This window comes from Aliagarivorans taiwanensis DSM 22990 (assembly GCF_000429505.1).
Lineage (GTDB): Bacteria > Pseudomonadota > Gammaproteobacteria > Enterobacterales > Celerinatantimonadaceae > Aliagarivorans > Aliagarivorans taiwanensis.
In genome coordinates, this window is the sequence record NZ_AUBZ01000018.1 from 28,749 (window position 1) to 41,619 (window position 12,871).

Below are 12,871 nucleotides of genomic sequence, written 5' to 3' on the forward strand. Positions count from 1 at the left end.
AAGTTTTTTGACTGAAAATAGAGTAGAGGCATATTGCCTACCTACTTTTTTAAAGCAGCAAGATCCTCTCCAGAAAAGTAACTTATTGATTTAGCTGATGGAAAGTTAATCGAGTAATGAGTATAGGCTTGAAGTGTTAACCATACCGACACTAGATCATTGATGTAGTGGCATTGCTAGGAACGGTGAGGCTAGGTGAGCCTCACTTAAATATCACCACCAACAACAGTAAATTCCCCAACAACGACAAGGTCGCGGCAATCTGCCAGAACTTGGTGGGGTGGCGTTGCATCAGTGGGGCGTTTTGATAGCGAGCGGTGAGGCTGGGGTTGGGGTTCTTTAAATCCTGAGTGAACTCGGAGAAGGCTTGCTGGCGCTCGTTGGGGTTGGGGCTGCAGGCTTTTTCCAAGGTTAGGTCGAACCATTTGGGGAGGTCGGGGCGCTTCTCGCTGAGGTCTTGGTACTTCCAGGCGCTGTAGCTTTTGGGCACGGCGTTGCGGAAGTTGCTGGTGTTAAACGGGGTTTTACCGCAAAGCATCTCGTAGCAGAGGATGCCCAGTGAGAACATATCGGATTTAAAGTCGCCGCGCGCGCCCATCAGGTATTCGGGGGCGATATAGTCCACCGAGCCCACCGGCACGTTGTCGTTGATCACCGACTTTATCTCATCCAGTCCTTCCGCCCACACGGTGCCGAAGTCGATGATCTTCACCTGACCGAAGCGGTCGATAATCACGTTCTCGGGTTTAAGATCGCGGTGCACCATGCCGCTGCGTTGGAAGGCGCGCAGGCCGCGACACACCTCATAGATAATCGCTCTGACTTCATCCAGCGGCGCCTTGGGGTGGTCGATAATCCACTGGCGCAGGTTCTGGCCGTCGAGGTATTCGCACAGGTGGTACATAAAGCGGCTCTCTTCCTGACGCGGGAAGATGCGCATAATGCAGCGGTGGTTCAGGGTGCTACCGACCCACTCTTCGCGCAGAAAGCCCTCCAAGTACAACGGGTCGTCGGCGAAGTTCTCTGAGGGGGTTTTTAGGGCGAACTGTTTGCCTTTGTCGTCTTCAACCAAGTAAACGTGGCTGCGGGTGCCGCTAAACAGCACTCGGCAGATGGTGTAACCCTCCAGCACATTACCGGGTTTAAGTACCGGCGGGATCGCCAGTTTGGTGATGCGCCGATGGGCTTCGTTGATATCTTCTTCGGGCAGGCTAAGCACCCGTGCCAGCACGCAGGTGAGGTTATCGTCGCAGCCTTGGGCTAGCGCTTGCTGGCAGATCTGCTCGGCTGCCTTGCTCAAATCGTCTTGATGGGTAAGGAAGCACTCACTTATTGCTTGGTTGCTAAGGAAATGGTGTACGCCATCGGTGCTCAGTAAGAACACATCGCCTTCTTTGAGGTCGACCCTTGAGTAATCCACCTCCAGGTGGCTGTCGATCCCCACCGCGCGCGACAAGATATCTTGGTTGCCATGGAACTGCACATGGTCGCGAGTGAGCGGTTTAAAGCCTTGCTCGCTTAAGCGGTAGATGCGGCTGTCGCCAACGTGGAACAGGTGGGCCGAGGTGGACTTAAAAATCAGGGTGCTCAGGGTACACACCAAGCTGTCTTCGTGGCTTTTGCTGTTCTTGTTGAACATCCAGCTATTAAGGGCGGTGATCACCCGGGCGGCAGATTGGTTGACGCTCCAGCTATCGGGCGTGGCGTAGTAGTCGTTGATGAAGTTGGTGACCGAGGTCTGGCTGGCGATGTGCGAGTTGGCGCTGATGCTTACACCATCGGCGATGGCAATGGCGGCACCTTTAAGATCGAGACTAAAGCCCTCGGGCACCTTGGCGGCGAAGGCATCTTGGTTAAGGGGCTTAGTTCCTTCGGAGCTAAACCCGCGGATCTCGACCTGCAGCTTTTTCATGTAGTTATCGTTCTCGCATTCGGTGTAGGGTACAAATAATACCAATCCACATAAGTAACTGCTCATTCTTACTGGTTAAAATCATTGATGACAGCGTCAACGCTTTTGTAATTAGCCCACTAGTCACGGCAAGCGCTTCCTCGTCCTCAATGATTTTCCCTGCGCAATCTCTGATCACTTACTTATCCGGATTGGTATCAACAGCAAAACGAGAGCAGCCTCTCTCGTTTTGCCTTAGTTAGTGATTAATAAGCTGAGTGATTAGCTAGAAACCTGAATCAGCTCAACGCTACCGTCTTCACGCACTTCCGCCATATGGCCAGCAGGCTCACGCATAAACAGCAGGGTGATAAAGCCCAGAACCGCAGTGCCGGAGATAACCAGGAAGAAGGTTGAGGTATCCACCATCGAGTACACGGTTAGGTAGACCACCGCGCCCACGTTGCCGTAAGCACCGGTCATACCGGCAATCTGTCCGGTCAGGCGACGCTTAATCAGCGGCACTACCGCAAACACCGCACCTTCGCCCGATTGCACGAAGAACGAACAGGCCATCGCTGCAATAACGGCCAGCGCCAGTGGCCAGCTTGAGTCGATAACCGACATCAGCGCGTAGCCTGCGGCCAAACCAGCGGTCAGGATGAGCAGGGTCGATTTACGGCCGAAGCGGTCGGAGATCAGGCCGCCAGCCGGGCGTGACATCAGGTTCATAAAGGCGTAGGCCGAGGCGACCATCCCCGCCATTACTGGGCTAAGGCTGAAGGTTTCCGAGAAGAACAGTGGCAACATCGATACCACCGCCAGCTCCGAGCCAAAGGTGGCGAAGTACAGCACGTTTAGTACCGCAACCTGCTTGAACTCATAGCGGTGTACCTCAGGAACCTCTTCTTTAAACAGGTTCTTGTTCACTTGAATCGCTTTGTAGCAATCCACCACCAACAGCGCCGCCAAGCCTGCGTAAGCCGCCAGCGCAGCGCCATCGCTAATCAGCGTTACACCTTTAGGCGAGAGCTTCCAGGTCAACATGGCGAGGGCAAAGTACATCGGCAACTTCATGATAATCATAAACAGCAGGTCGCCCTTGCTGGTCACTTCCATGCCACCAAGGTTTTTCGGGCGGAAGTAGGTCGAGCCCTTTGGCGTATCGCTTACCGTGGCGTAGTAGATAAACGACCAAATCACACTGGCCACACCGGTCGAGGCAATCGCATAGCGCCAGCCGTCGTCACCGCCAAACACGTAGAACGCAATCGAAGGCAAAGTGAACGAGGCGGCCGCCGAGCCAAAGTTACCCCAGCCACCGTAGATGCCCTCTGCGGTGCCCAGCTCATTGTGTGGGAACCACTCAGACACCATGCGAATACCAATCACGAAGCCGGCGCCGATAAAGCCCAGCAGCAAGCGCGAAATCGCCAGCATCTCAAAGGAGTCGGCGAAGGCGAACATAAAGCAGGGGATGGAACAGAGCAGCAACAAGGCTGAGTAGGTTTTACGTGGACCGAAGCGATCGGTCAGCATGCCGATCACGATCCGCGCGGGAATGGTTAGGGCAACGTTGAGGATAAGCAGGGTTTTCACTTGTGCGCCGGTCAGGCCAAAGGTTTCTTTGATTACACCCAGCAGCGGCGCGTGGTTAAACCAAACAAAGAAAGTGATAAAAAACGCTATCCAGCTCATATGCAGGATCTTCATTTTCCCGGTGAAGGAAAACAGGTTGAACTTGGTATCTGTATCCATGATTGCCTCTAATAAACGAATAAGTCCCTTTAGTGGTCATTAGTACAAATTTGGTGCCAAGAGCTTGATTTAATTAAGCGAACTTTTAGTTAATCAAATAAAAACAATGATTTACGATGATTCGGAATGACTGAAAAATGCACTAAATATCCCTTTGGAGATATCTCTTTGGAGGTGTTTTTTGTTTGTGGAGAGGCTAGGGCAGCGGGTGGCCGTGTTTGCTATTGGTGCAAAGCTCCACCCAAATGTGCGTAGTTGGTGCGCTTGCTTTCTCTTTGAGGCCGCCGCGATTATCAAAAAAAGCGAGAAAGTGATTCAACAAAAGCGGCCATTATCATCTGCCGGGTATCGCTTATGATGTCTGCCGTTCCGAGGTACACGCGCTTTGTACCTCCTCAACAGCAACTGATAGAGGGTATTAAAGTGTCTCACCAAATCATTCAAGATCTAAACAGCCGTTACACCGCCAAGAAGTACGACGAGAGCAAACGTATCTCGCAAGACGATATGGCCGTTATCAAAGAAGCGATTCGTCTGTCTGCGTCATCGATTAACTCGCAGCCTTGGAAGTTTATTGTGATTGAGAGTGATGAGGCCAAGCAGCGCTTCCACGACACCTTTGCCAACATGCATCAGTTTAACCAGCCACACGCCAAAGCGGCCTCGCACACCATCTTGCTGGCCTATGACCCGAACTTCACCAAAGAGAAGTTTGCCAAGCGGGTTGATGCCGAAGTAGCCTCAGGCCACCTACCTGCGGACATGTACGACATGTTTATGGGCGCCTATGCCTTCGCCGAAGCTAACACCGACGAGCACGGCTACAACGGCAGCTGGACCAAAGCACAGGTTTACATTGCGCTGGGTAACTTGCTACACACCTTGGCGCGTTTGGGCATTGATTCCTCCCCGATGGAGGGCGTAGACCCAAGCCTGCTGGGTGAGATCTTTAAAGACGAACTAGACGGCCACGTATGTGAAGTTGCCCTTGCTATCGGTTACCACAAAGACGGCGAAGACTATAACCACGGCCTGCCAAAAGCACGCCTGCCAATGGACGATGTGGTAACTACTCTGTAGTTCCACCGCCCGTTAAGTTTGAACAAAGAGCCGCGAATGCGGCTCTTTTGCGTTCACTGTCCGGCTTCATAGGCTTCAGTAATTCTGTTGCAAAAATAATCACAAAAATCGGCTTGTTATTACAAGTGTAAATCATTATCATTCGCATAATGTTATGTTGTAACACTAGATAAGGAAGAATTGCATGCAGCCCGGCATTCACCCCGATTACCGCCAAGTGGTATTCCACGACACCAGTGTCGACGAGTACTTTATCATTGGCTCAACCTTAAAAACTGACCGCACCATCGAGTGGAAGGATGGCAAGACCTACCCTTACTACACGCTAGATGTGTCATCCGCGTCGCATCCCATCTACACCGGTAAGCAGAAAGTGGTTCAATCAGACGGCCGTGTCGCCCAGTTCAACAAGCGCTTTGGCTTTACCTCGAAAGGGAGCAAGTAGCCATGAAGGTTGTGAAGTCGCTGAAGACGGCCAAGAACCGCCATCCGGATTGCCAGATCGTAAAGCGCCGTGGTCGTATGTTCGTTATCTGCAAGACTAATCCGCGTTTTAAGGCGGTGCAGAAGTAGCATCGCTCGACTAACCCGCTAGCGATTCACTAGCGGGTCCAGCAACAAATACCCCGACAAGCCCAGCCAAGTGGCGATAATCAGCCAATATAATACCGGGTTTTCTTGGCGCCTTACCCGCTCCATAAAGTGGGTCTCGGCGTACTTGATATCGGGGATCACCCAGAACAGAAAGAACAGCCCCCACAGCAAGTTGGCATCGAGCAGGATCGCCACCGCAATCCCCACTAAGCCAATCATCGAGCGCCATTTTAAGCTCGGTTTTGGGGGCGTTGTTGGCGTCATCGCAGGGGCCTCATTTGCTTTGTTGATCTGTGCTGCATCGGAAACTTGCTGAATATAAAATGCAGCGCCTTGTGGGTCGAAGGCCAGCGCAGTGGGCAGGCCATTGACTGGGGCTTGTTCGATTAGCTCGCCGCCAGCCTTGGTAATCACCTCGCCTACGCGGGTTAGATCGTCCACTGCGAAATAGACGCCCCAATACTCCTTATCGCCTTTGACCGCATTGCTGGAAACTTGAATCGCAGCGATGGGCTGGGCGGAGTGAGGAGAGGCGCTGATCAGATAACGCTCAGGCTCTTTGGCGGGAGCGATGTGCCAGTTAAACACCGACTCGTAGAAGGTTTTCACCTTGTCCAAGCTCGACACATGCAGCTCGTGCCACAGCCTAAGCCCGTGTTGAGCACTCGCTCCTTGGCCCTCGCCCAGCTCTCCTTGATAGCAGGTAAAGCCCGCACCGCTGGGGTCGCGAATCAGTGCGATAAGGCCGCCATCAGGGCCCGGCTGGGGCGGCAGCTCTATCTTGGCGCCACATTGCTGAGCCTTGCTTACGGTGGCGTCGATGTCTTCTACCTGGATATAGGACATCCAAAACGATGGCATCTTTATCTTTTGAAACTGCTCGGGCATAACATACACGCCAGCGCAGGCTGTGCTGCCTGCCGAGCCGATATGATAGCCTTGGCCATCGCTGGAGAAGGACCAGCCCAAGCAGTCTCGATAAAACTGCTCGGCACTGGCCAAGTCGAAGGTTGAGAGATCGGCCCAAACGAATCTGCTAGTCATAGCCTGTCCAAAGTAGTTAGCGGCGCTCCCTGCCGCAGGTGGCGCGTTAGTCCTGCGCGTCCTTTCTAAATCCTAAGTAGACTAAGGCCAGTGTAGCCGAAAACACCATTAGGCAGACCGATACCGCGTTGATCACCGGGGTCGAACCTTCACGCAGGCGTTCATACATAGTAATCGTTAGCGGCGAGTCGGAGCCGACCAGCATCAAGGTGGTGTTGAAGTTCTCAAAGGACATCAGGAAGCTGACGATCCCGGCGCTGATCATGGTGGGGCGTAGGTAGGGCAGGGTCACGGTGCTAAAGGCTACCCAGTTATTGGCACCTAAATTGAGCGCTGCTTCTTCCAAGCTGCGGTCAAAGCGACGGTAGCGGGCGATGAGGATCAGCGAGCAGATCGCCGAGATAAACGAGGCCTGACCGAACACCACTAACACTAAGCCCGGGCGCAGCCATGGCCAGTCCCAGCCAATCGCTTCTTCCAGCCCATTGGCCAGTTGGCTGGAGGCTACCAAGATCGACACACCCAGAATCACCCCGGGGATCACCAGCGGCAGCTGCATCAGCATATACAGCAGCCCCTTGCCCTTAAACTCGAAGCGTACAAACAGCAGTGCATTGATGGTGGCCATTAGCAGCGACAGCACAGTCACCCCGCAAGCCACCCAGAAGCTGTTCACGATACTACGCAGCATCCGGCTGTCGTGTAGCAGGCCTAGCTTGGGTTGGCTATCGCCAAAGTACCAGGTCCAAGAGAAGCCCTGCCATGGCAGCGCGGGGAACAGGCTGTCGTTGAATGAGAACACCACCACCACTACCAGCGGCAGCAGCAAAAACAACAAAAACAGACCGATATACAGCTTATAGAGCTTGAGGTCGCGGGCCTTAAACGGAATCGATGCAATCATTTAGCGGCCCACCGTGGTGCTAAGGGATTGGCCGCTGAGCTTGAGCGCCAACCACACTAAAAGAGACGAGAGAACCAGCAGCAAGATGCCAAAGGCCGAGCCGAGCTCCCAGTTAAAGCGGGTGATAAATTGGGTGTAAACCATCTCGGTAAACCACAGGCTGTCTTTGCCGCCCATCAGGTTGGGGATCAGGTAGTTACCCAAGTTCAGCATAAACACGATAATGCAGCCGGAGACCACACCGGGCATGGCATAGGGGAAGACGATCTCCCAGAAGATATGCCAGCGATTGCCACCTAAATCGAAGCCCGCCTCGATATAGCTGTTGTCCATGCTATCGAGGCTGCTCACCAGTGGCACCACCATAAACAGCATGCCGCTGTAGACCAGCCCAAGGATGATAGTGGCATCGTGGTAGAGCATCTCAATCGGCGCATCCGCCAAGCCGATGGCCTGCAGCAGCCCACTGATAATGCCTGACTCACGCAGCAGGATCATCCAGCCGTAGGCGCGCACCAACTCGCTGAGCCAGAACGGCAGCAGGCAGCACATCAGCAGCGCCAACTTACTGCGCGGCTTGGCCACTTTGGCGATGTAGTAGGCCACCGGAAAGCTAATCAGCAAGGTGATAAAGGTGGCCAGAATCGCCATCCAAGCGGTGCGCAGGTAGGTGTTCCAATACAGCGACTGTTGAAAGAACAACAGATAGTGCTTAAAGCTGAAGCTGTCGCCCTGCGTCCAGGAGCGCTCGGTGAGCGAGACCTCCAGCATGTTGAAGTGGGGCCAGATGATTAGCAGGCCAATCCACAGCAGGAAGGGGGTCAGTAGAAAGTAGAATTGCCAGCGTTGCTGAGACATATCAGGCCTCGCTGCGTTTGTCTGTGGTCAGCTCAGGGCTGCTTTTCGAACTTGGCTCAGGGCTGCTATCTGCAATTGGCTCAGGGCTGTCATCAAGCACCAAACAATGCTCAGCGTTCCAGCCCAGTTTTAGCTCGCTACCATCCAAGCTGCCAGCGTTATCACTGATGCGGCTACGCTGTTGCAGCGGCAGTAACACTTGCAGCTGCTGCCCTTCAAACTCGGCCAGTAGCATGCTGTTGGCACCATCGAAGATATCTTGATTCAGGCGGGTCACAATCAGGTTCTCGAAACTGCCTTGGTCAGCGCCATTTAATGGGTGCAGCGCCTCGGGGCGAATATAGGCCTGTACCCGCTGGCCCACGCTGAGCTGCTGGTGGCTATGACCGCGCAGGCGCAGACCGCTTAAGGTGGTGATCTCGACCTTGTCATCATGTTGGCTGACCACCTCGGCCGAGAGCATATTGGTGTTCCCCACAAAGCGAGCCACAAAGGGGGTGTTGGGCTTGAGGTAGAGATCGACTGGCGCAGCCACCTGCTCAAAGCGGCCGTGGTTCATTACTGCCACCTTATCCGACATCACCATTGCTTCGCTCTGATCGTGGGTGATGTACACGAAGGTGGTGCCAAAGTCGCGCTGTAGCTGTTTAAGCTCTAGCTTCATCTTCTCGCGCAGCTTTAAATCAAGTGCGCCAAGTGGCTCATCGAGCAGCAGCACCTTGGGCTGCAGCACCAGGCAACGCGCCAAGGCCACCCGCTGTTTTTGTCCGCCGGAGAGCTGAGTCACCGCTTTGTTGGCCGCATCAGGCAGGCCGACCCGCTCTAAGATCTCGCCAATCTTCTTTTGCTGCTCGGCCTTGGCGACCTTTTGCCGCTTCAGGCCATAGGCGATGTTCTCGCCCACCGTCATGGTGGGGAACAGGGCTAGGTGTTGGAACACCATATTGAGCGGTCGGTGGTTGGGCGCCAGGTCATTCACGCGCTGCTGCTGGATAAAGATATCGCCGCTGCTTGGGCTTTCAAAGCCTGCAAGCATACGTAGCAGGGTGGTTTTGCCACAGCCAGAGGGGCCAAGAATCGAGAAGAAGCTGCCTTCCGCTACTTCGAAATTGAGTTGGTCAACGGCGCAGAAATCGCCAAAGTGCTTACTGAGTTGCTGGCAGCGGAGTGCGGGGTTTGATGTCATAGCAGTGTCGGACCTAGAGCATGATACAAGTCGGGGTGCCGCAGCGTTGTTAAGTAGCGGCTAAGGGAAGCGCTGTGGCTTCCCTTGGAATTTGGGCGAGGGCAGTTGGCGCCCTCGCTTGGCTTATGCAGGATAATGTTGGCTTAGTTAGCCGCTTGGATGCGATCCAGCGCCAGACCTTCCATCTCTTCAAGACCTGGAGGTACTGCTGGGTACCACTTGATGTTGTCCAGATCCGCTGGTGGGAAGCTCTCTTGGAACTGGGCCTTGGCCACCTCGTTCACAAACTCGTCGGAGCCTTGCGAGGCGGTAAAGTTACCGGCCGCTTCGGTGATCATCGCCGCGATTTCTGGCTGCATCACGAAGTTGATCCATTGGTAAGCAGCATCAACCGCCTTGGCTTTACGTGGAATGGCGAAGGTGTCAATCCAACCCAGCGCGCCTGAGGCTGGCGCGACAAATTTCACATCGGCGTTATCACGGTTCAGCTTCCAGCCGCCCGCATCCCATGCCATGGCGGCAACCACTTCTTCAGAGCGGATCAGGTTGATAAGCGCATCGCCGCCGGTCCAGTAGGTTTTCACCACTGGCTTACATTCGATCAGCTTGGCTTCTACCTTGTCCAAGATCGCTTGGTACTTGGCAGGATCGCTGTACGCGGCAAATGGGTCTTCACCCATGGCGTAGGCAAAGCCAATCAAGGTTGGGCGCTTCATACGGTAGCTCACCTTACCTTCGTAGGCGCTGCTACACAGGTCGGTGTAGTCTTTCACGTCTTTGGCTTGGGCGGTGTTCACCACCAGGCCACTGGTTCCCCATACGTGTGGCACACCGTATACATCGCCGTTTAGCTCGGTGTTCGCTTTGGTGGCGGCCAGCATCGATGGGATCATCTGAGAGGCTTCAACCTTACTCAAGTCGATGGGCTGGTAGATGTTGAATGCTTGCTGGGCACCGGTGATACGGTCTTGGCTTGGCTGAGCCAGATCGAAACCTGCACCGCCAGTCGCACGCAGTTTAGAGATCATATCTTCGTTGTTAGAGGTGGTGACCTTAACTTCAATCCCGGTCTCTTTTTCGAATAGCGCAATCACCTCATCCGGTGCGTAGCCACCCCAAGTGAGTAGGCGTAGGGTTTCAGCACTGGCTGCGGCTGTAACTAATGAAGAGGAGAGCGCGAGTGCGACGAGCGTCTTAGCATGTTTCATTGGAGCTTCCTTGTATCAACGTTGGACGGCCTTATGGCCAGGTGCTTATAGCGCGTGATGACCTTAGATACTCACTGATTTAGCGGCTTTCGGGTCATCGCGCCTCAGGCATAGCTTTCTGCTAAGCCGATGATGCGCCTGATTTATTACACTTTAATGACCAAATATTAAGCAGTCCAGCGCCACCTCTCGCTTTTTTGCTAAGTGTAAAAAATACGGGACAACCCACTGCTTAGAGGATCCTCTAACCCGGCTACACGCCATAAAGTTCGGCCAATACTTTCTAATTCAATATACCCGAACAACCTCAAGATGCAGGATTCAGAGGCACTCAATGTCCATAGGGCGAGGCGAAAATACGAAGGAATGATGATCCATTTCGAGTGTTTTCAACGAAGAACTATGAACATTGAGCGCCTCCCAAAGGGCGAGTTTTCCAGCCCCTCATCCAGCGTTACTGCTCCTTGATTTAGACCACTAGATCGGCGGAGCAGTGCCTTGCCTGAGGGACTGGAAATTCTCGCTGAACAAGCATCTTGAGGTTGCTCGGGTATACGCATCAATAAATAGAGAGGGGAGAGGACATGGCGACTGTGGTTGAGCGACTTAAGAGGATACAAGACCAACTAGGTGTCGAGGCCGACGGCCAGCTAGGCCCGCAAACCTTAAGCGCCATCGAAAAAGCAGTGTTCGGCAAGGAGGGGCATGGCTCGCCCGTGCAGGCAGGGCCCGCACAACTCGGGCTGCGCTTAAGCAAAAGCGGCATCGAGCAGATCGTCGCCTACGAGATTGGCTCCCCCGCCTACTACGACAAGCAGCTACAATCGCCCTGCTGGCCCGGCGGGCAATCCGGTGTAACCATAGGGATTGGCTATGACTTAGGCTATGCCTCCCGCAGCCAGTTCGCCGAGGACTGGCAACCCCTGCCGGATGCAGTGAAACACACGCTAATAAAGGTACTTGGACTAAAAGGCCACAAAGCCAAACGCCAGATAGCCTCCCTGCGCAATATCAAGATCCCCTATGCCGTCGCACTAGACGTATTCACCCGCAGCTCCCTACCATCCTACGCCAGCAAAACCCTAAAGGCGTATCCGGGCTTGGACCAGCTCCACCCCGATGCGCAGGTCGCACTAATCTCGCTGGTCTACAACCGTGGCACCAGCACCAAAGGGGCTACCCGTACCGAGATGCTGAACCTGCGCCGCTGCGTGGCCGAAAGCGACTACTCTGCCATGGCCAAGAATATCCGCTCGATGAAGCGCCTGTGGGTGGGTAAAGGGTTGGATGGTTTGCTTAAGCGGCGCGAACATGAAGCGCACTTGATTGAGACTGTCACTGATTATGAACTCGGGGAGTTGGTTCATTTATAGCGCTTATTTGGTGCATTCTGGATACGCTCTGTTAGCTGCTACCTCAGGGCAGTATCAACGTTGGCGGATGGCTCCAGCTCATTTATGCTTCAAAATTTGATAGTTGAGCCTGCAAAAAAGGAAAAACAGAGGGTTAATAGCATTGGCTTTACCGAGGCCTGGCTTTTTTCGGCTTTCCAGTACTCCGTCACCTTTGGGCTGGATGAAGGTGCGGTGCTGTAAAGTTCGCTACCGCGGATGTGACAGGGCTTACCTCTTTACCGATACGGCCGCTGAGGCTTTGCTCATGCTGAAAGGGATTTTCAAGCTGTCTCTGGTGGCGCGCTTTTGGCCTCAGAGGTGATGCGATGTCAAGCAAATATCTATTTAAATCGGAAGCTTGTTGTCATTTGTGTTGATATGTTATCTTAATTGAGTTGTGCAACTGCAGGGAGCGGTTTATGACTGTTAGGTATGTGTTACTCGGTACTATCTGCTTGCTGGTTGGTCGCTTGGCCCATGCTGCTATTACTGTTGAGGTGAGTGGCGGAAATCGCTGGGCTCACGACAGCGGCTATGCTCATCAAGAACCCACGAGTGCTATATGGCAAATAGCATTGAGTAAGCAAATTAGCAATCAGTTGCTTATGGGGCTTGCGTATCAGTCAGGAGGTACGTTGAGAGCCCGGCACTATTCATTGGATGAACGCTCTTATCAATTCTTTTTTCAGCCGCTTTTTTCTCCACAGAACAAGTGGCAACCCTTGGCTCGCTTAGGTTTTTCCTATTGGGATGTCGACAAGCACGAGCCGAAGCACACCCTTATCCATCGACGCGGCTTCTCCCCCTTGATGGAGCTGGGGGCTCGCTACCAGCTCTCTCATTCACTGAGTGTGGGTTTAAGGTTCCAATATATTTACAGTGTCGGTGACTCTAAAACTGGCGAGTACGACAGCCAAGCGTTGTTGCTTGGTCTCGGTTATCAATGGAAATAGC

General features: G+C 53.6%; 12 protein-coding genes. 5 read left to right on the forward strand and 7 right to left on the reverse strand.

The features are described from left to right. Positions 1-202: 202 nt before the first annotated feature. Positions 203-1,912, reverse strand: coding sequence for a bifunctional protein-serine/threonine kinase/phosphatase (locus G462_RS0109740; RefSeq protein WP_026958829.1), 1,710 nt, complete (start codon positions 1,910-1,912; stop codon positions 203-205). A gap of 261 nt (positions 1,913-2,173) precedes the next feature. Beyond that, entirely contained in the window at positions 2,174-3,649 is a 1,476-nt protein-coding gene (locus G462_RS0109745; protein ID WP_026958830.1) for a NarK family nitrate/nitrite MFS transporter, read from the reverse strand. A gap of 423 nt (positions 3,650-4,072) precedes the next feature. Between G462_RS0109745 and G462_RS0109750 the strand changes: the two genes are divergently transcribed. The 3 genes from G462_RS0109750 to ykgO all read left to right on the forward strand — a co-directional run bounded on the left by G462_RS0109750 (position 4,073) and on the right by ykgO (position 5,302). Continuing rightward, the gene (locus tag G462_RS0109750) at positions 4,073-4,729 is read left to right on the forward strand and encodes an NAD(P)H-dependent oxidoreductase (RefSeq protein WP_026958831.1); all 657 of its coding nucleotides are present in this window, start codon (positions 4,073-4,075) and stop codon (positions 4,727-4,729) included. 184 nt (positions 4,730-4,913) lie between these two features. Next, positions 4,914-5,174, forward strand: coding sequence for a type B 50S ribosomal protein L31 (locus G462_RS0109755; protein WP_026958832.1), 261 nt, complete (start codon positions 4,914-4,916; stop codon positions 5,172-5,174). A gap of 2 nt (positions 5,175-5,176) precedes the next feature. Next, a complete protein-coding gene (gene ykgO / locus G462_RS0109760) occupies positions 5,177-5,302 on the forward strand; it encodes a type B 50S ribosomal protein L36 (protein WP_026958833.1) in 126 nt (41 codons plus the stop codon). 18 nt (positions 5,303-5,320) lie between these two features. Here ykgO and G462_RS0109765 read toward each other — a convergent pair whose 3' ends face one another. From G462_RS0109765 to G462_RS0109785, 5 genes are all read right to left on the reverse strand, one after another. Further along, entirely contained in the window at positions 5,321-6,367 is a 1,047-nt protein-coding gene (locus G462_RS0109765) for a VOC family protein (protein ID WP_026958834.1), read from the reverse strand. Between the two features lie 46 nt (positions 6,368-6,413). Next, positions 6,414-7,271 carry an ABC transporter permease gene (locus G462_RS0109770; RefSeq protein WP_026958835.1) on the reverse strand — a complete coding sequence of 286 codons (858 nt, stop codon included), beginning with the start codon at positions 7,269-7,271 and terminating at the stop codon, positions 6,414-6,416. Continuing rightward, positions 7,272-8,129 carry an ABC transporter permease gene (locus G462_RS0109775; RefSeq protein WP_026958836.1) on the reverse strand — a complete coding sequence of 286 codons (858 nt, stop codon included), beginning with the start codon at positions 8,127-8,129 and terminating at the stop codon, positions 7,272-7,274. 1 nt (position 8,130) lies between these two features. Then, the gene (locus G462_RS22365; RefSeq protein WP_084405009.1) at positions 8,131-9,315 is read right to left on the reverse strand and encodes an ABC transporter ATP-binding protein; all 1,185 of its coding nucleotides are present in this window, start codon (positions 9,313-9,315) and stop codon (positions 8,131-8,133) included. 143 nt (positions 9,316-9,458) lie between these two features. Continuing rightward, a complete protein-coding gene (locus G462_RS0109785) occupies positions 9,459-10,523 on the reverse strand; it encodes an extracellular solute-binding protein (protein WP_026958837.1) in 1,065 nt (354 codons plus the stop codon). Between the two features lie 584 nt (positions 10,524-11,107). On the opposite strand from G462_RS0109785, the gene G462_RS0109790 reads away from it, so the two are divergent. Beyond that, positions 11,108-11,896, forward strand: coding sequence for a glycoside hydrolase family protein (locus G462_RS0109790; RefSeq protein WP_035477419.1), 789 nt, complete (start codon positions 11,108-11,110; stop codon positions 11,894-11,896). 440 nt (positions 11,897-12,336) lie between these two features. Continuing rightward, entirely contained in the window at positions 12,337-12,870 is a 534-nt protein-coding gene (locus G462_RS23920; RefSeq protein WP_026958839.1) for a hypothetical protein, read from the forward strand. The last annotated feature ends 1 nt before the right edge of the window (position 12,871 follow it).